Source organism: Thiohalorhabdus denitrificans (assembly GCF_001399755.1).
GTDB lineage: Bacteria > Pseudomonadota > Gammaproteobacteria > Thiohalorhabdales > Thiohalorhabdaceae > Thiohalorhabdus > Thiohalorhabdus denitrificans.
The window spans coordinates 218,385-234,989 of sequence record NZ_LJCP01000006.1 but is presented as its reverse complement, the minus strand read 5'-3'; the positions used below and the strand labels follow the sequence as shown (position 1 = coordinate 234,989).

The 16,605-nt window shown below is 70.4% G+C and carries 19 protein-coding genes and 1 pseudogene; 10 read left to right on the top strand and 10 right to left on the bottom strand.

Annotated features, from left to right (window positions below):
* Positions 1-56 precede the first annotated feature (56 nt).
* From dksA to AN478_RS02535, 4 genes are all read right to left on the bottom strand, one after another.
* A complete protein-coding gene (dksA, locus tag AN478_RS02550; RefSeq protein ID WP_054965052.1) occupies positions 57-491 on the bottom strand; it encodes an RNA polymerase-binding protein DksA in 435 nt (144 codons plus the stop codon).
* Positions 492-680: 189 nt separating this feature from the next.
* Positions 681-1,211 carry a universal stress protein gene (locus AN478_RS02545; protein ID WP_054965051.1) on the bottom strand — a complete coding sequence of 177 codons (531 nt, stop codon included), beginning with the start codon at positions 1,209-1,211 and terminating at the stop codon, positions 681-683.
* Positions 1,211-1,963: a TIGR02186 family protein gene (locus AN478_RS02540; RefSeq protein ID WP_082432754.1), complete on the bottom strand. Its 753-nt coding sequence runs from the start codon at positions 1,961-1,963 to the stop codon at positions 1,211-1,213. The genes AN478_RS02545 and AN478_RS02540 overlap by 1 nt, the downstream gene beginning before the upstream one ends.
* Complete coding sequence (locus AN478_RS02535) at positions 1,963-2,877, bottom strand: sulfite exporter TauE/SafE family protein (protein ID WP_054965049.1); 915 nt, start codon at positions 2,875-2,877, stop codon at positions 1,963-1,965. The genes AN478_RS02540 and AN478_RS02535 overlap by 1 nt, the downstream gene beginning before the upstream one ends.
* Before the next feature lie 409 nt (positions 2,878-3,286).
* Here AN478_RS02535 and AN478_RS02530 point away from each other — a divergent pair, with 409 nt between their 5' ends.
* Positions 3,287-4,246 (top strand): LysR family transcriptional regulator, encoded by a 960-nt coding sequence (locus tag AN478_RS02530; RefSeq protein WP_054965048.1) that lies wholly within the window; start codon positions 3,287-3,289, stop codon positions 4,244-4,246.
* A 48-nt stretch (positions 4,247-4,294) separates the two neighbouring features.
* Here the strand turns inward: AN478_RS02530 and AN478_RS02525 are convergent, their stop codons facing one another.
* On the bottom strand, positions 4,295-4,909 hold the full coding sequence (locus AN478_RS02525; protein WP_054965047.1) for an MBL fold metallo-hydrolase: 615 nt from the start codon (positions 4,907-4,909) through the stop codon (positions 4,295-4,297).
* Between the two features lie 220 nt (positions 4,910-5,129).
* Between AN478_RS02525 and AN478_RS13870 the strand changes: the two genes are divergently transcribed.
* The gene (locus AN478_RS13870) at positions 5,130-5,252 is read left to right on the top strand and encodes a DUF3149 domain-containing protein (protein ID WP_143004115.1); all 123 of its coding nucleotides are present in this window, start codon (positions 5,130-5,132) and stop codon (positions 5,250-5,252) included.
* 19 nt (positions 5,253-5,271) lie between these two features.
* Here AN478_RS13870 and hda read toward each other — a convergent pair whose 3' ends face one another.
* The 3 genes from hda to AN478_RS02510 are packed head-to-tail and all read right to left on the bottom strand — an operon-like array spanning position 5,272 to position 7,654.
* Positions 5,272-5,970 carry a DnaA regulatory inactivator Hda gene (gene hda, locus AN478_RS02520; protein ID WP_054965046.1) on the bottom strand — a complete coding sequence of 233 codons (699 nt, stop codon included), beginning with the start codon at positions 5,968-5,970 and terminating at the stop codon, positions 5,272-5,274.
* Positions 5,971-5,975: 5 nt separating this feature from the next.
* Positions 5,976-6,524, bottom strand: coding sequence for a CDP-alcohol phosphatidyltransferase family protein (locus AN478_RS14650; protein ID WP_054965045.1), 549 nt, complete (start codon positions 6,522-6,524; stop codon positions 5,976-5,978).
* Positions 6,521-7,654: a DUF2066 domain-containing protein gene (locus tag AN478_RS02510; protein ID WP_054965044.1), complete on the bottom strand. Its 1,134-nt coding sequence runs from the start codon at positions 7,652-7,654 to the stop codon at positions 6,521-6,523. Before AN478_RS02510 ends, AN478_RS14650 begins: the two co-directional genes overlap by 4 nt.
* A 119-nt stretch (positions 7,655-7,773) precedes the next feature.
* Here AN478_RS02510 and purM point away from each other — a divergent pair, with 119 nt between their 5' ends.
* The 6 genes from purM to AN478_RS02480 all read left to right on the top strand — a co-directional run bounded on the left by purM (position 7,774) and on the right by AN478_RS02480 (position 13,394).
* On the top strand, positions 7,774-8,829 hold the full coding sequence (gene purM, locus AN478_RS02505; protein WP_054965043.1) for a phosphoribosylformylglycinamidine cyclo-ligase: 1,056 nt from the start codon (positions 7,774-7,776) through the stop codon (positions 8,827-8,829).
* On the top strand, positions 8,822-9,481 hold the full coding sequence (gene purN, locus AN478_RS02500; protein WP_054965042.1) for a phosphoribosylglycinamide formyltransferase: 660 nt from the start codon (positions 8,822-8,824) through the stop codon (positions 9,479-9,481). Before purM ends, purN begins: the two co-directional genes overlap by 8 nt.
* Positions 9,482-9,611: 130 nt before the next feature.
* Positions 9,612-10,760 (top strand): homoserine O-succinyltransferase MetX, encoded by a 1,149-nt coding sequence (gene metX / locus AN478_RS02495; protein ID WP_054965041.1) that lies wholly within the window; start codon positions 9,612-9,614, stop codon positions 10,758-10,760.
* Entirely contained in the window at positions 10,757-11,386 is a 630-nt protein-coding gene (gene metW / locus AN478_RS02490; protein WP_231627318.1) for a methionine biosynthesis protein MetW, read from the top strand. The genes metX and metW overlap by 4 nt, the downstream gene beginning before the upstream one ends.
* Positions 11,387-11,477: 91 nt before the next feature.
* Positions 11,478-11,918 (top strand): DUF4426 domain-containing protein, encoded by a 441-nt coding sequence (locus AN478_RS02485; protein WP_054965040.1) that lies wholly within the window; start codon positions 11,478-11,480, stop codon positions 11,916-11,918.
* 156 nt (positions 11,919-12,074) lie between these two features.
* Positions 12,075-13,394 (top strand): hypothetical protein, encoded by a 1,320-nt coding sequence (locus AN478_RS02480; RefSeq protein ID WP_054965039.1) that lies wholly within the window; start codon positions 12,075-12,077, stop codon positions 13,392-13,394.
* A 285-nt stretch (positions 13,395-13,679) separates the two neighbouring features.
* Here the strand turns inward: AN478_RS02480 and AN478_RS02475 are convergent, their stop codons facing one another.
* A complete protein-coding gene (locus AN478_RS02475; protein WP_054965038.1) occupies positions 13,680-13,976 on the bottom strand; it encodes an HNH endonuclease in 297 nt (98 codons plus the stop codon).
* Positions 13,977-14,060: 84 nt separating this feature from the next.
* Positions 14,061-15,383 (bottom strand): amino-acid N-acetyltransferase, encoded by a 1,323-nt coding sequence (gene argA / locus AN478_RS02470; RefSeq protein WP_054965037.1) that lies wholly within the window; start codon positions 15,381-15,383, stop codon positions 14,061-14,063.
* 207 nt (positions 15,384-15,590) lie between these two features.
* On the opposite strand from argA, the gene AN478_RS02465 reads away from it, so the two are divergent.
* Entirely contained in the window at positions 15,591-15,923 is a 333-nt protein-coding gene (locus tag AN478_RS02465) for an accessory factor UbiK family protein (RefSeq protein ID WP_054965036.1), read from the top strand.
* 36 nt (positions 15,924-15,959) lie between these two features.
* Positions 15,960-16,601, top strand: a pseudogene (locus tag AN478_RS02460) (magnesium chelatase domain-containing protein); the annotation flags it as partial.
* Positions 16,602-16,605 lie beyond the last annotated feature (4 nt).

Genomic DNA, 16,605 nt, shown 5'->3' with positions numbered 1-16,605 from the left:
CTGGGGGCCTTCCGCGCCGCGGAAGGCCCCCGCTCAAGCCCCGTACAGGGACGGGATCAATCCTCGGCCATTTGGCGCTCTTGGCGCTCCTGGGCCTCCTTGGCCTCGATGCTTAGGGTGGCCACGGGCCGGGCCTCCAAGCGCCGGACGCCGATCGGCTCGCCGGTGACCTCGCAGTAGCCGAACTCGCCGTTCTCGATGCGCCGCAGGGCGGCGTCGATCTTGCTGAGCAGGCGCTGCTCGCGCTCCACCGTGCGCAGCTCGGTGTAGCGCTCGGTCTCCTGGCTCGCCCGGTCCACCTCGTCGGCCTGGTTCTCCGACTCGTTCATGTTCTGACGCGTGTGGGTAGTGTCCTCCACGATCTGGTTGCGCCAGTCCAGCAGCTTGCGCCGGAAAAAGGCCAGCTGCTTGGGATTCATGTAGGGCTCGTCGGGGCTGGGCCGGTAATCCGGCTCCAGCTCGATTTCATCCAGATCGACCTTTTCGGTCATTGCATTCCTCCCAAATCCACGCCCTGTCCGAGGCTTGCCAAAGCCCAATCATGCCGCCCCCCTAAGGCCTTGGCAACCCTTGGGGGATCCCGCCAAATCAACTGGCAGCGAATGGCACAGGCTTTGGATCCCGGAAGGGCCTCCGGGTTCCCCGGGCCATCCCTAACGGCCCGGGGACAGGGGAGGACGCTACCGGGCGATGGCCTCGATCCCCTCGCACAGCTCGTCGGAATCCATCTCCGGCGGGACGATGAGCAGGGGACAGGGCAGGTCGGAGGTCAGCCGGTCACCGAGGTGGCGGGCCAGCGAGCCCGTCACCGCCGCGCGCCGGTGGCCCTGCTCACCGGAGGCCCCCACCACCACCATGCGGATGGCCCGGTCCTCCCGGGCCGTCTCCACGATCTTCTCCCGGGGCAGGCCCTCCAGGATGAAGAACTCCGGCATGATGCCGCAGGACTCCTCCACGCCCTTGGCCACCTCGGCCACCATGCCCTCGGCCTCCTCGCGGATCTCCCGCTTCATCTGGGCCTTGACGTTGGCCCAGTGGCTGAAGGTGGGAAGGTGCAGGACATGGAGGAGGCTCAGGTGGGCGCCGGTCAGGCGCGCCAGACGGGCGGCGAAGGCCGCCGCCACCTTGCTGTTCTCGGAGCCGTCCACGCAGGCCAGGATCTTGCGGTCCCGGGCCGGGACCGGACTGGAGGTATTGTCGTCTTGGGCCATCAGTGCTCTGCCTCCCCGCGGGTCACCATGCCAACGAACCAGCCGGCGAACAGGGCCACCAGCACCGCCATGACCCCATAGGTGGCGGGCTGCTCATGGGCCATATCGTACAGCCATCTCTCGATGCCGACCTTGGCCACCGAAAGCCGCTGCACGTCCCGGTGGGTCACTTCACCATCCTTGAGGGCGCGCGTCACGATCTCGTATTCGCCCACCGGGATCCGGGCGGGCAGGTCCACCGCGGCGCGGAACAGCCGCCCCTCCCGGACCTCGACGCTGCCCGGCAGCACCTGGAAGAGCTCCGCCCGCCGCATGTGGCCGAGCAGGCCCTGGAAGTACTCCTCGGCGGCCAGCTCCTGGCCGTCTCGCTGCCACCGGGCCTGCCGGAACAGGGCCTCGGGGCCCACGCCCAGCGCCGCGCGCCGCTGCTCGTCCATGCCCTTCTCCAGGGAATCGTCGCTCAGCAGGGCGTAGAAACCGGGCACCCCCTCGAACCGCTGGCTCTCCACGTTCATCCACAGCCCGGCCACCTTGCCCTTGCGCGAGACGTTCTGCGCCTCCTCGGGTCCCCGGACCTCGATGAGGACGCCCTCCGAGCCCTCCGGAAGACTGCCGAACAGCAGCAGCTCCTCGCCCTCGTACCGATAGGTGACGGAGACCCGGTCGTCGGAGACATCGGTCACCAGTTCCGCCCCGGCTCCGCCGGTGGCGGCGAACATCGTCAATCCCAGAATGGCGCCTAGCAACCGCATCAGTGCCCTCCTCCGGCGCCCACCACGAACAGATCCGCCGGCACCAGCACCAGGTCCATGAGCAGCTTGACCGCCGTGGCCAGCACGATCAGCGCCAGCAGGATGCGCAGCTGCTCGCCCTGCAGCTTGCTGCCGAGGTGGGTGCCCACCTGGGCGCCCACCACGGAGCCGATAAGCAGGAGCAGGGCCAAAACGATGTCCACGGTCTGGTTCTGCACCGACTGCCAGAAGGTGGTGTTGGCGGTGGTGAACAGGATCTGGAACAGGGAGGTGCCCACCACCACCTGGGTGGGCATGCCGATCAGGTAGATCATGGCCGGGACCATGATGAAGCCGCCTCCCACGCCCATGATGGCCGCCAGGACGCCCACGAAGGCTCCCACGCCCAACGGCACCAGGACGGAGGTCTCCAGGCCCGAGGTGGGGAAGTAGGTCCGCAGCGGCAGGCGCACCCGGGGCTCCTTGGCCGGCTTGGCCGCCGCCTGCTCGGCGGCCCCGCCACGCAGGGCCCGCAGTCCCTCCAGGAACATGAAGCTGCCGATGGTGCCGAGCATGACCACGAACAGGACCGTGATGACGAAATCGATCTGGCCCAGGGCCTTTAGCTGCTCCACGACCTCGACGCCCAGCTTGCTGCCCACCAGGCCACCCACCACCATGTAGGTGCCCATCTTGAAGTCCACGTTCATCCGGCGCATGTGGGCGATGGTCCCCGAGACCGAGGCCGCCACGATCTGGTTGGCGTCCGTGGCCGCCGCCACTGGGGCCGGCACCCCCATCATCATGAGCAGGGGGGTGAGCAGGAAGCCGCCCCCCACGCCGAACAGGCCCGACAGGATGCCCACCACCCCGCCGAGCCCCAGCAGCAGGAAGATGTTGACACTCATCTCTGCCACGGGCAGATAGAGATTCATTTAAGAATACCCCGATTTTCCGATTAGCAACTTTGCAACGCCAACGAGGCCGCGAATGGTCGGGGTTTTCGGAGAGGATGTCCAAGGTAGACTTTGTATATAATGATTCCATTTTGGAATGGTTAAGCTCGGAACGGCCCTCCCGTTCCGGCATCCCGCCGCCTGGAAGGAAGCGGGAACCGCGGTACGGTCCCGCCCGTTAGCGGTATGGGCCGGCACCCCCCGCCAGGCGGTGCCGTGCCGACCCACACCGCCCACAGAGACCCAGGGCGATTGCGGCGGGCTTGTCCGTTACAGAATAACGGCAGATACCCATACAGCGGCTTTGTCTCGATGCCAATTCGTTGTATCATCCGCCAAATTCCACGGACTCCCCCCTCCCGAACAACGCCAAAAAAAGGGTTCCTTAATGGAATGGCATCGTCGGGTTCCCCCGGTGCGCGGGCTGATGGCTCTGCGGGCCGTTTCCGAGGCCGGGACCTTCACCGGAGCGGCCCAGCAGCTCGGCTGGAACCAGCCCAACGTCAGCAAGCACCTGCAGGCCCTGGAGACGGCGCTGGACACCAGGCTGCTGCACCGGGAGCACGGCGGAAACCGTCTGACGGAGGCCGGGGAGCGGGTCCTGGAGCACGCCGTGGCCATCACCGACAGCTTCGCCGGCCTGCTTCGGGAGCTCGAGCGCATGCGCGCGGCGGAGAACGGCCACCTGCGGGTGGCCGCCAGCCTCACCATCGGCGACCATTGGCTGCCCCAGGTGCTGATGCGCTTTGACGTGGCCCACCCCCAGGTGACCGTGGAATCCCGGGTCCTATACGGGCGGGAAGGCCTGCGGCAGGCCGCGGGAGGATCCGTGGACGTGGCGCTGGTGGAGGGCGACCCCGGGGAGAGCGGCTTGCCGGCCCAGAAGGTGGGCGAGGACATGCTGGTGGTGGCCTGCGGCCAGAACCACCCCTGGGCCGCCAAGGGCAGCCTGACCCTGGAGGAATTCACCCGGGGGCGCTTCATCCTCCGGGAGCGGGGCTCGGGCACCCGGGACACCCTGGACCACTACCTGGAAGAGGCCAACCTGGCCCCGCTGGAGCCGGAGCTGGAGGTGGGCTCCAACCACGCCATCCTGCAGATGCTGAAAAGCGGGGAGCACCTGACCGTGCTGTCCTCCCTGACGGTTCGGGACGCCCAGTCCAGCGGCTTCCTGGTGCTGCTCCCCGTGCGCGGACTCAACCTCAAACGCACCTTCTGGGCCGTCCGGGCCCCGCAGGCGCGCAGCCTGCCCGCCGCCGACACCTTCATCGACTTCCTGCGCACCAGCCCTCCGGACCACGAGCCGCTGACCCCGGGTACGCCGCAGGAGGAGCGCTCCTCCGCCTGACCCGACCCGTTCGGGCCGGCCGCCCCCGGGACAGCCGTCGGACCGGGATCAGGCGTAGAATCGCTCCAGGGCCGCCCGCACCGCCGGTGCGGCCCCCGGGCCGAACCGGGTGTGCTCATCCAGCCAGTCCGTAAAGACGTACTCGAACTTCAGGTCCTGCAGCCCCAGCCCTCCCATCACGCGGTTCTCCCAGGACCAATCGTCGGCGTGGGCCACCAGGGTGGGCCAGCCGTCCTCCCCGGGCTCCAGGATCGGCCCCAGGAACAGGAACCCGGGCTTGTTCTTGCAGAACAAGGCGGTGCTGCCCGCCGTCCGCCCCGACATGGTGTAGAACACGACGGTCCGCGACAGGCGGATGGACCCGTCCAGGGGCCGGTCCACCGTCCCCTCGATCCCCTCCACCTCATCCTGCCCGGCGAGGGCCTCGGCCCCCAGGGCCTCCCGCCACCGATCCAGGTCTTGGGCGCCGTGGCGGCTGGGCAGGAACAGGAAGTGCACTCCGCCCCCCTCCCGGAGCCGTTCGGCCAAGGCCGGGTCGAAGGTCGGGGTGTTCACCAGGATGCCCCCCGCCTGGCGGTCCCGGATCAGGTAAACCGCCGGCTCCTCCTCGCCCCCGGCCACGTGCCAGACGCTGCGGTCGCGGGCTTCCGCCAAGCACTGCATATACTGGTCCTCCGGTAACGGGGCCCGGGACGGACAGCATTGACACCCCCGTCCCACGCGGCTACATTCCCCTGTCAAACAAAGGGGTATTCATCTCCCGCCGGCCGCCCCGGCAGGCGGCTGCGCGACCCCGCCGGGGAGGCCGGATCACGGCCCGAGGCGCTCGGGGAAGGCCTCCCCAAGGGTTTTCCAGCACCCTGCCACACGCATAGGAGAGACCATGCTCGAGATCCTGCTGAGCAGCCCCATCGGCATCCTGTCCCTGATCACCGTGGTGGGCGCGATCGCCATCGTGGTCGGCTGGGTGGTCATCTGGGCCTACTGGATGCGCAAGGAGCGCTAGGACCCGGGGTGGGCCGCCCTCAAAGGCCCAGCCGCGCCTTGATGAAAGGCACCGTGAGGCGCCGCCGCTCCGCCAGGGCCGCGGCGTCCAGCCGCTCCAGGGCCGCCACCAGGCTCGGCAGGCTGCGGCTGTAGTGCCGCAGCAGGAAGCGCCCCACCTCGGTTTTCAGCGCCAGCCCCCGGGCCTCGGCGTGCCGGCGCAAAGCCTCCAGCCGCTCCTCGTCCGAAAGCCGTCCCAGCGGATAGCTGCCCCCCCAGCTCAAGCGGGTCCGCAGCTCCTCGCGGCACAGACCGAGGGAGCCGGGATTCCCCCGCGCGGCCGCCAGCAGCCGGCCCCCTTCCTCGTTTACCTGATTGTAGAGGTGGAAGACCGCCCGCTCCCAGGCATCCTCCCCCGCCACGGCTTCCAGGCCGTCCACGGCCACCAGACCCGGCCCCAGCCCCGGATCCAGCACCTGCTCCGGGTCAAGCCCGGCGGCGGTCACCTCTTCGTGCATGGAGGCCAGATCCAGGTAGGTCCCCCTGGCCTCCCGCGCGGCACCCTCCAGCAGGTGGGTCTTGCCGCTGCCGGCCTCGCCCCACAGGAAGGCGAAGCGCTCCCGGCCCTCGATCACGGCCCAAACCCGGGACCATGCCTCGCGGCACTCCGTCCCGGGCTCGAAGAGCTCCAGGCGGTGGGCGTCGGGACGATCCAGGACCAGCGGCAGCTGACCGGCCACGGCGGCTACCCCTCCGCGGACTCGTGGGCCCAGGCCTTGCGGACCCAGACCAGGACGTACTGCAGCCCCGAGGCCACCGTGGTGGCCAGAACCGCCACCGCCAGCCAGCCCAGCCATTCGCCCAGCCCCAGGGCCAGGACCGCCTCCAGCAGCACCAGGGCCACCAGGGCCAGCTGGAGCGCCGTGTTGAACTTGGAAAGGACGGAGGGGGCCATCTCCAGGGCCCCGGTCAGATAGTGGTAGGCCAGGGCGCCGACCAGGATCACCAGGTCCCGGGTTACCACCGCGAGCACCAGCCAAAAGGGGATCAGACCCATCCAGCCCAGGGTCACGTAGGCGGTCACCACCAGGGCCTTGTCGGCGATGGGGTCCAGCACCTTGCCCAGGCGGGTCTCCTGCCCGAACCGCTTGGCGACGAAGCCGTCGGCGGCGTCGGTGAGGCCGGCCAGCACGAACAGCCCCAGGGCCGCGCCGTGGCGGCCGTCATGGAGCAGCAGGACCAGAAAGGGAACCGCGGCGAGCCGCAGCAGGGACAGGGCGTTGGGGAGGTTCATGGCCGGTAGGTGAAGTGAAGGAGGGCGCTGCCGTCCTCCTCCGCGTCCTGCCGATCCCCGGGCTCCGCTGCGCGGGAATCCCGCTCCTCGGGCTCCAAGATGTCGAGCAGGCTCACGATGTGCGCCGCCCGCTCCGGGTCGGCCCGGAACCGGAAGCGGAAGCGGGCCTCGCTGCCCACGGTCCGGGCGGGCATGACGGCATCGATGGCCGCCAGCCGCCCCAGGCCCCGCTCCACTTGCGCCAACTCTTCGAGGGTGCGAACCCCCTCAACAGCGGCCTCCATGGGCACACCCCGCCCCGGCTCCACCGCATAGTCGCGCGCCATGCCCGCCAGGAGGCGCTCCATGCCGCGCTGGAGGGCGCCCTCCAGGCCGTCGGCGCTGCTGGAGAAGGTGCGGTCCTCGCCGCCGCGCCGCAGCACCCAGTCCACGCGTGTTCCGCTGCGCTCCCCCTCGCCCACGCGCACCACGAGGATGGCATCGGGGTCGTAGCGCTCCGAGGCGGTCTTGATCCGCTCCCAGTCCTCGAACAGCAGGTCGCGCCCGGAGATGCGGTCGCGGTCCGTACCGTCCATGAGGGGCACCAGCAGGGGCAGGCCGTATTGCTCCGCCGCTGCCTCCAGGGCGTCGAACAGGGCCGGCTCCCTGTCCGGGGAGATGGGGTTCCGGCTGCCGGTTCCGCGCCGGGCGACCCATACCACCACTCCGGGCCGGTAGCGGCCCCACACCGGCCAGCCCTGCTCCCAGAGCCCCTCGCGCACGGCCTGCTCGCTGAACCGGACCCGCAGGCGGGTGCCGGAGGAGTCCCCGCGGAGGACCTGGTAGCGGCTGACGAAATCCTGCACGGGCTCCAGGAGCGCCGCGCGGACCTGGGAATCGGCGACCACCTCGGAGGTTCCGCTCAGGCGGATCAGGACCCGGGCCAGGGCGGCCCGCATCAGGGCCCGGCGCCCGCCGTCCCCGGCCAGGGACGATCCCTGGCCGCCATCGGTCTCCAGCAGATCCAGGTCTTCCTTGTCCACCACCGCCTGGTAGAGGTTCTCCACCTGGGCCGCGGGGACGGGGCCCGCCAGGGCGCCCAGAAGGAGCGCGAGAAGACCGAGCATGATGCGACGGGGGAAGGAGTGCATGCGCGGAAACCTAGGCCACCCCCCGCCGCGCGTCAACCGTTGCGAGCCCCGGGCGGCCTTTTGGCGCCCCCGCATTTGCTTTACCATTCCCAATCTACCGATTCCCCCCTGCAATCCCCGTGAGCGCGCAAGTGGCCGAGAACTCCGGCAAACCCCTCACCTACAAAGAAGCGGGCGTGGACGTGGCGGCCGGCGACGCCTTCGTCGACCGCATCAAGCCCTTGGTCAAGCGCACCAGCCGGCCGGAGGTACTCGGCGGCCTGGGCGGCTTCGGCGGCCTGTTCCGCCTCGCCTCCGACCGCTACCGGGACCCCGTGCTGGTGGCCGGCACCGATGGCGTGGGCACCAAGCTGCGCCTGGCCATCGAGCTGGACCGCCACGACAGCGTGGGCGTGGACCTGGTGGCCATGTGCGTCAACGACCTCATCGTCTGCGGCGCCGAGCCCCTGTTCTTCCTCGACTACCTGGCCACCGGCAAGCTCGACCCCGAGCGCGCCAGCGCCGTGGTGGCGGGCATCGTGCACGGCTGCGAGGCCGCGGGCTGCGCCCTGCTGGGCGGCGAGACCGCCGAGATGCCGGGCATGTACGCCGGCGCCGACTACGATCTTGCCGGCTTCGCCGTGGGCGTCGTGGAGCGGGACGGGCTCATTGACGGCAGCCGCGCGGACGCCGGGGACGTCCTGATCGGCCTGCCCTCCTCGGGCGTGCACAGCAACGGCTTCTCCCTGGTGCGCCGCCTCCTCCAGGATACCGGAACGGCCCTCGACGCGCCCTTCGGCGACACCACCCTCGGCGAGGCCCTGCTCACCCCCACGCGGATCTACGTCGCCGCCGTCCGGGCCCTGCTGGAGGCGGTGGACGTCCGGGCCCTGGCCCACATCACCGGCGGCGGCCTGCCTGGCAACCTGCCGCGCAGCCTGCCCGAGGGCCTGGGCGCCGAGCTCGAGCGCGGCGCCTGGCCGCGGCCGCCCATCCTGGACTGGATCCAGGAGCAGGGGGCAATTTCCGAGGCGGAGATGCTCGCCACCTTCAACGCCGGCCTGGGCATGGTGGCGGTGGTGCCCGAGGCGCAGGCCGAGGCGGCCCTGGACGCCCTGCATGCCGCCGGCGAGACGGGCTACCGCGTGGGCCGGCTGACCACGGACGCCGAGGAGCGGGTGCGGCTCCATGACTGACGGCTGCCGGTGCGTGGTCCTCGTCTCGGGCGGCGGCACCAACCTCCAGGCCCTGCTGGACCGGGCGGCGGAGGGCCAGCTGGGCGCCGAGATCGTCGGCGTGGTAAGCAACCGCCCACAGGCCTACGCCCTGGAGCGCGCCCGGGAGGCCGGCGTGCCGGCGCAGGTGGTGGACCACACGGAATACGCCGACCGCGCCGCCTTCGACGTCGCCCTGCGGGATGCCGTAGGCGCTTTCGAGCCCGACCTGTTGGTGCTCGCCGGCTTCATGCGCATCCTCACCCCCGAGTTCACCGCCCCCTTCAGCGGCCGGATGATCAATGTCCACCCCTCTCTGCTGCCCGCCTTCCGCGGCCTGGACACCCACCGCAAGGCCCTGGAGGCGGGGTGCCGTCTGCACGGCACCACCGTCCACCTAGTCACCGACGACCTGGACGCCGGCCCCATCATTGCGCAAGGTGCCGTGCGGGTGGACGACACGGACACCCCCGAGACCCTCGCCCGGCGCGTCCAGGCCGTGGAGCACCGCCTCCTCCCCCAGGCGGTGCGCTGGTTCGCCGAGGGCCGCCTGGAGGTGGCGGGGGACCGGGTGCGCGTGCGCGGCCACTCCGGGGAGCCCGGGGAGTTCCTGGCGCCCGCCCCGGAACCGTAACCCCTTTGCCGAATCCGGCCCCCGTTCCCCCCCGCGCGGCGGGAGGCCCGGAAGGGGACCGGAACGTGTACAATGGCGCCACCCACCGCGTTAGCCCGCGCGGGTAGGCTCTAAGGACACGCGATAGCCCATGCCGGAAACCATCCCGGAAGATTCCGTCGGCCTGGTGGAAGGGGCCGTGGAGCGTTTCGACGAGCCGCTGGAGCTGGAGAGCGGCGAGCGCCTGGAGCGCTTCGAGCTGGCCTACGAGACCTACGGCACGCTCAACGCCGACCACTCCAACGCCGTGCTCGTCTGCCACGCCCTGTCCGGGGACCAGCACGCCGCCGGCTACCAGTCCATGGAGGACCGCAAGCCGGGCTGGTGGGACAACATGATCGGCCCCGGCAAGCCCCTGGACACGCGGCGCTTTTTCGTGGTGTGCGTGAACGTCCTGGGAAGCTGCAAGGGCTCCACGGGCCCGGCGAGCACCAACCCCGGCACCGGCGAGCCCTACGCCCTCGATTTCCCCATCGTCACCGTCAAGGACTGGGTGGCCTCCCAGCGCCGGCTGATGGAGCGCATGGGGATCGCCAAGTGGGTGGCGGTGGTGGGCGGCTCGCTGGGCGGCATGCAGGCCCTGCAGTGGACCATCGATTACCCCGACTGCCTCGACGCCTGCCTGGCCATCGCCGCCGCCCCCAAGCTCTCCGCGCAGAACATCGCCTTCAACGAGGTGGCCCGCCAGGCCATCATGACGGACCCCGAGTTCCACGGCGGCCGCTACTACGAGCGCGACACCCCGCGGCGCGGCCTGGCCCTGGCCCGCATGATCGGCCACATCACGTACCTCTCCGAGGACGCCATGCGGGACAAGTTCGGCCGCGACCTGCGCAAGGGTCAGCCGCTGTCCTACGGCTTCGACGTGGACTTCGAGGTGGAGAGCTACCTGCGCTACCAGGGCCGGCGCTTCGTGGACCGCTTCGACGCCAACAGCTACCTCTACCTCACCAAGGTCCTGGACTACTTCGACCCCGCCGGGGCCCACGATGGCGACCTCTCCCAGGCCTTCGCCCGCTCGGACAACCGCTTTTTGGTGATCGCCTTCTCCAGCGACTGGCGGTTCTCCGCGGAGCGCTCGCGGGAGATCACCCACGCCCTGTACGCCAACAATCTGGACGTGACCTTCGCCGAGATCGAGGCCCCGCAGGGCCACGACGCCTTCCTGCTCAAGATCGGCCCCTACCACGACATGGTGCGGGCCTACATGGACCACCTGGCCCGGGAGTGGGGGCTATGAAGCACGCGTCCATGCGCTTCCGGGTCGATTTCGACGTCATCGAGGACTGGGTCAGCCCCGAGGCCCGGATCCTCGACCTGGGCTGCGGCGACGGCACCCTGCTGGCCCGCCTGCGGGACCACAAGCGGGTCTCCGGCTACGGCGTGGAGATCAACATCAACAACATCATCGCCTGCATCGAGAAGGGCGTGCCCGTGATCCAGACCGACCTGGACACGGGCCTGGAGGACTTCGAGGCGGACTCGGTGGACTTCGTCGTCCTCTCCCAGACCCTGCAGGCCATCCGCTACCCGCACTTCCTCCTGCGGGAGATGCTGCGGGTGGGCCGGGAGGCCATCGTCTCCTTCCCCAACATCGGCCACTGGCTGGCCCGCTACCAGCTGTGCGCCGGGGGACGCATGCCGCGCACGCCCAGCCTGCCCTACAACTGGTACAACACCCCCAACATCCACCTGCACACCCTGCGCGATTTCGAGTCCCTCTGCACCAAGGAGGACATCGAGATCCTGGAGCGGCGCGTCCTGGACCGGCGCGGGCACTCGGGGCTGCTTGCCCGGAAAGTCCCCAACCTGTTCGGCGCCACCGCCATGTACCGCATCCAGCGCGGCCCGGGGATGAGCACGTAACCGCCTCTTTCCCCTGGCATCCCGCAGAGGCCCGGCCTACACTGGAAGGACATCCGGCAGCTACCGGCAAGTCCGGTGAAAGGAGTGTCCTATGCGCCACGTGAGCCTGCTCCTGGGCCTCTGCCTCCTCCTGGCCGTCGCCCCGGCCTCCGTCAGCGCCCAGAAGCTGTTCGGCGATTACGTAATCCACCACGGCACCATGCTCACCTCCAACCTCACGCCGCAGGTCGCCCGGGAATACGGCATCACCCGCAGCGACCACCGGGGCCTGGTCACCGTGGCCGTCCGCAAAACGGGCAACGGCGGCGAGGAGAAGCCGGTCCGGGCCAAGGTCTGGGCGGTGGCCGTCAACCTCTCCTCTCAGCGCCGCGATCTGGAGATGCGGGAGGTGGACGAAGGGGAGGCCATCTACTACCTGTCCGATTTCCGCATCAACCCGCCCGAGAAGGTGCGCCTCGAAGTCCACGTCCAGCCCGAGGGCTCCGACGAGGAGCATGTCTTCGAGGTCTCCCGCCTGTTCGCCGCCGACTAGCTGCAGCCGCCGGAATGGGCCGGATACCCGGCCCTCCTGTCCGTCCTTTGACCCGGATTAAGTTTGCTTTCAGCGGGCCCTGCTAGACTGTCCCCACTCCGTTCCCCAGATGTCCGCCGCCCCCTTCCAGCGTCAACCCCAGGAGGAGCGACACCGATGACCCGCATTACCGCCCGCATCGGGACCGGGCTTGTGGCCCTGGCCGGCCTGCTGGCCCTGCTGCCCCAGCAGGCCTCGGCCATCCCGGCCTTCGCCCGGCAGACCGAGATGAGCTGCAACACCTGCCACGCCGCCGTGCCCAAGCTGAACAGCTTCGGCGAGGACTTCGCCGCCAACGGCTACCGGCTGCCCAACTGGAAGGACAAGCGGGAGAGCTACGGCGACGACCGGCTGCATCTGCCGGACTCCGTCCCCCTGGCGGTGCGCATCCAGGGCTTCGGCCAGCTCCGCTCCGCCGACCGGGCCGCCGAGGGCGAGGAGGCCGCCAACGTGGACCTGCAGAGCCCCTACTTCATCAAGCTGCTCGGCGGCGCGCCCCTCACCGACCACATCAACACCTACTTCTACGGCATCCTCGCCGAGAAGGGCGAGAACGGCACCGTCCTCATCGAGGACGCCTGGCTCCGCCACGACGACGTCTTCGGCACCGGGGTGGAGGCCATGCTGGGCCAGTTCCAGGTCTCCGACCTCATGTTCCCCCGCGAGGTGCGCCTGTCCTTCCAGGACTACATCCCCTACCGCATGGCGGGCATCACCTACGAGCGCGGCCTGCTGCTGGAGCGCGGTCTCGGCCCCGTGGACCTGGCCCTGGGCGTGGTCAACAGCAACGGCATCGACGAGAGCCGCACCCTGACCGCCAGCGGCTACAGCCGGCCCGACCACAGCTTCGACAACAACGACCAGAAGTCGGTATTCGGGCGCATCGCCACCGACGTGGCCGGCGTGGGGATCGGCGTGTTCGGCTTCGCCGGGCAGCAGCCCAACGGCTTCCAGCAGGAGGCCGGGAACATCGATGCACCTGACAGTTTGCCCGGCCACACCGCCGACAAGCGCATCGCCGGCCTCGACCTCTCCGGCCAGGTCGGCGGCGACGTCTACTGGTACCTGCAGGGGCTCTACAACGAGTGGGGCGACTTCCTGGAGGAGGGCGAGGACTACAGCTGGTGGGGCGGCTTCGCCGGGGTGGACTGGATCATGAGCCCCGAGTGGGCCTTCTCCCTGCTGTACAACTACGGCGACGCCGACGATCTCGACGAGGTGCAACTGTCCGACTTCGGGGTAACTGTCAACGACGACCTCGCCAACACCCGCTACGACGGCCTCAACCTCAACACCCTGACCTTCACCACCTCCTACTACTTCGCCAGCAATGTGCGCGGCGTGGTGGAGGCCAACTACGATTTCCAGGACACCAACGACTTCGCCCACCGGGAGCGCGAGCACTACCTGCTGATGGGCCTGGACGCCGCCTTCTGAGGCAGGCGCAGCGGGCCGGAAGCAAAAAGGCACCCCCGAGGGGGTGCCTTTTCTATTAATTGGCTATCCGGTTGGCTCAGGAAAGCGGTTTGTGGGAGCGCCTACCAGCCGCGACCTGCCGCAAGGGACGACTCGGTCGCGGCCGATGGCCGCTCCCACAGTAGCCGAGCTCTGGTTTTCAACTGCCTTCCTGACCGGTCCAGATAGCCAATTTTGGTTTTCTTGGCGTGCCTTGGCGTCCTTGGCGGTTTGGCGTTTTTTTCGGCGTTTTCCTGCCGTTCGCCTTTAGTCGTCGCCGTCGAGCACCCCCTGCCACTCCAGGGGCAGCTGGTACTTCTTCTCGGCGTTGCAGTCGGGGCAGGCGGGCACCACGTTGCCCTTGGTGGTCTCGCCGCCGCGGATGATGGGCACCACGTGGTCCATGGTGAGCTCGCGGGGCGGGAAGGACTCCCCGCAGTAGTGGCACACCCCCTTGGCGCGACGGCGCTTCCACCACTGGCTGCGCCGCAGCTCGCGGGCCTTGGCCTTCTCCCGGGCCACGTGCTCCTCGGAGGCGGGCAGGAAAAACAGCGAATCGTCCATGGGCAGGGTCTTCCCCAACGTTGCGTACGGCCGCGTACCTGACAGGGTATAGGGCAACCGGGGCGGGCCCCGGTTCCCGTCCGGTCAGCCGAGGTCCTTCCAGAAGACCTTGGAGCGGCGGTCCAGATTGTACAGGGCGCGGCGCTCCACCGGCAGGGCGTCGAGCCCCACCTCGGTGAAGCCCCGCTCGAGGAACCAGTGGGCGGCCCGGGTGGTGAGCACGAACAGCCCGCTCAGGCCCCGCTCCCGGGCGCTCGCCTCCGCCTCCTCCAGCAGGGCCTCGCCCCGGCCCTCGCCGCGGTAGTCCGAATGCACCGCCAGGCAGGCCAGCTCCGCCACCCCCTGGTCGGGGAAGGGATGGAGGGCGGCGGTGGCTACCACCGCCCCGTCGCGCTCCATGACCAGGTAGTCGCCGATCTCCGTCTCCAGGCGCTCCCGCCCGCGGCGCACCAGCACCCCCTCGGCCTCCAGCGGCTCGATCAGCTCCAGGATGCCGCCGATGTCGTCCTCGCCCGCCGGCCGGGTCTCCTCGTAGCGCTCGGCGGTGACCAGGGTGCCCACGCCGTCGCGGGTGAACAGCTCCTGGAGCAGGGCCCCGTCGCGGTGGCGGCTTACCAGGTGCACCCGCCGCACCCCGGCGGCGCAGGCGTCCACGGCGGTGTGCAGGTGCAAGGCGATCTCCTCCGGCAAGTCGGCGCGCGCCTCCAGGACCCGCGTCACCTCCTCCGGGGCCAGGTGGCCCTGCAGCCGACCGTCGATGTCCTCCAGCCCCTGTGCGTCCACGAGGAACAGCAGCTTGTCGGCCCGCAGCGCCCCGGCGGCGGCGGAGGCCACCTCCTCGGCGCGCAGGTTGAACAGCTCGCCGGTGGGGGAGGCGCCCACCGGGGACAGCAGGACCATCTCGTCGGCGTCCAGGCAGCGCCGGATGCCCTCCACGTCCACGCTGCGCACCTCCCCGGTGTATTCGTAGTCCACCCCGTCCCGCACCCCCACCGGCCGCGCCCGAAGGAAATTGCCGGACACCACCCGCAGAGCCGCCCCGGCCATGGGGGTATGGGCCATGCCCATGGACAGGGCCGCCTCGACCTCCAGGCGCAACCGGCCCACGCCCTCCTTCACCGCCCCCAGGGCGGCCGCGTCGGTGACCCGCCAGCCCCGTTCCACGCGCGGCGCGGCGCCGTGGGCGGCGATGCGGTCCTCGATCTGGGGCCGCGCGCCGTGCACCAGCACCAGCCGCACGCCGAGGCTGTTGAGCAGGGCCAGATCGTGGGCCAGAGCGGTGAACTGGCCCTCGGCCACCATCTCGCCGCCGAACACCACCACGAAGGTCCGCCCCCGGAAGGCGTGGACGTAGGGCGCAGCGTCGCGGAAGGAGCGGACGAAGGGGGGCGTGGACCGGTCGGTCATGGCGGCTGGCGATCCCTTGGGCTGGCGGGGTTTTCCGGACGGCGTACCGGAGGCTCGGGGGGATTATAGGACGTTCCTGAAACGGATGGGAAAACCCGCGCTCCGGCGGGCCCGTTTCGCGGGGTGCGGGGGCTGGTCCGGAACGCCCAAGTCTCTGCTAGGATGGGGCGAAATCCGCGTTTTTCCCCATCGTCCCGGGAGGGAGCCATGAGCCAATCCACCACCAGCCTGCTGGACAATCTCGCCCGCGAGATCGGCGGCGCCCTGGGCCGCCTGGGCCTGCCCCCGGAGCGCATGGAGCAGGCCGTCCGCGACGCGATCCGCCCCGTCCTGGAGCGCATGGACCTGATCACCCGGGAGGAGTTCGACCGCCAGCAGCAGGCCCTGGACGCCACCCTGAAGCGGGTGGAGGAGCTGGAGGCCCGCCTCGGCGTCGAGCGCCCCGAGGGGAGCGGCGAGACCCACTTCGACGCGGAGCCGCTGGCCGAGGATCCGGCGGATCCCTCCACCGACTGGGATCCCAACGAGCCGCGCAAGTAACGGGCCCCCTCCGGGGCACAGCGGGAAAGGGGGCGCATGGGCCACGCGGTGGTACGCAGCCGGGCCCTGGCGGGGGTGGATTCCCCCGCCGTGGAGGTGGAGGTGGACCTGGCCGGCGGCCTGCCGGCGCTGGCCATCGTGGGCCTGCCGGAGGCGGCGGTGCGGGAGGCCAAGGACCGCGTGCGCGCCGCGCTGGTGAACAGCGGCTTCGACTTCCCCACCGCGCGCGTCACCGTCAACCTGGCCCCCGCGGACCTGCCCAAGGAGGGCGGGCGCTTCGACCTGCCCATCGCCCTGGGGATCCTGGCCGCCTCCGGCCAGCTGCCGGCGGAGGCCCTGGCGGGCCGGGAGTTCCTTGGCGAGCTGACCCTGGACGGGCGCTTGCGCCCGGTGCACGGGGCCCTCGCCGCGGCTCTGGCCCTGGCCGGTTCCGGGGAGGCGCTCCTGGTGCCCGAGGCCAACGCCGCCGAGGCGGCCGTGGCGGGCACCGTTCCCGTCCACGGCGCCGCCTCCCTCACCGCCGTCACCGCCTTCCTGCGCGGCGAGTCCGACCTGGCGCCCGCCGCTCCCGGGGCGCCCCCGGACCACCACCCGCCCGACCTGGCCGACGTGCGGGGGCAGGCGCCCGCCAAGCGGGCCCTGGAGGTGGCCGCCGCCGGCGGGCACGGGCTGCTCATTTCGT

Excerpts from the sequence above, each read along its gene's own strand:
- AN478_RS14650 (WP_054965045.1), bottom strand. The coding sequence starts at position 6,524 with ATGAACCTCCCCAACGCCCTGTCCCTGCTGCGGCTCGCCGCGGTTCCC.
- AN478_RS13870 (WP_143004115.1), top strand. The coding sequence starts at position 5,130 with ATGCTCGAGATCCTGCTGAGCAGCCCCATCGGCATCCTGTCCCTGATC.
- AN478_RS02480 (WP_054965039.1), top strand. The coding sequence starts at position 12,075 with ATGACCCGCATTACCGCCCGCATCGGGACCGGGCTTGTGGCCCTGGCC.
- metW (WP_231627318.1), top strand. The coding sequence starts at position 10,757 with ATGAAGCACGCGTCCATGCGCTTCCGGGTCGATTTCGACGTCATCGAG.
- AN478_RS02545 (WP_054965051.1), bottom strand. The coding sequence starts at position 1,211 with ATGGCCCAAGACGACAATACCTCCAGTCCGGTCCCGGCCCGGGACCGC.
- AN478_RS02485 (WP_054965040.1), top strand. The coding sequence starts at position 11,478 with ATGCGCCACGTGAGCCTGCTCCTGGGCCTCTGCCTCCTCCTGGCCGTC.
- purN (WP_054965042.1), top strand. The coding sequence starts at position 8,822 with ATGACTGACGGCTGCCGGTGCGTGGTCCTCGTCTCGGGCGGCGGCACC.
- dksA (WP_054965052.1), bottom strand. The coding sequence starts at position 491 with ATGACCGAAAAGGTCGATCTGGATGAAATCGAGCTGGAGCCGGATTAC.
- AN478_RS02530 (WP_054965048.1), top strand. The coding sequence starts at position 3,287 with ATGGAATGGCATCGTCGGGTTCCCCCGGTGCGCGGGCTGATGGCTCTG.
- AN478_RS02465 (WP_054965036.1), top strand. The coding sequence starts at position 15,591 with ATGAGCCAATCCACCACCAGCCTGCTGGACAATCTCGCCCGCGAGATC.
- AN478_RS02540 (WP_082432754.1), bottom strand. The coding sequence starts at position 1,963 with ATGCGGTTGCTAGGCGCCATTCTGGGATTGACGATGTTCGCCGCCACC.
- AN478_RS02510 (WP_054965044.1), bottom strand. The coding sequence starts at position 7,654 with ATGCACTCCTTCCCCCGTCGCATCATGCTCGGTCTTCTCGCGCTCCTT.
- AN478_RS02475 (WP_054965038.1), bottom strand. The coding sequence starts at position 13,976 with ATGGACGATTCGCTGTTTTTCCTGCCCGCCTCCGAGGAGCACGTGGCC.
- AN478_RS02525 (WP_054965047.1), bottom strand. The coding sequence starts at position 4,909 with ATGCAGTGCTTGGCGGAAGCCCGCGACCGCAGCGTCTGGCACGTGGCC.
- metX (WP_054965041.1), top strand. The coding sequence starts at position 9,612 with ATGCCGGAAACCATCCCGGAAGATTCCGTCGGCCTGGTGGAAGGGGCC.
- AN478_RS02535 (WP_054965049.1), bottom strand. The coding sequence starts at position 2,877 with ATGAATCTCTATCTGCCCGTGGCAGAGATGAGTGTCAACATCTTCCTG.
- argA (WP_054965037.1), bottom strand. The coding sequence starts at position 15,383 with ATGACCGACCGGTCCACGCCCCCCTTCGTCCGCTCCTTCCGCGACGCT.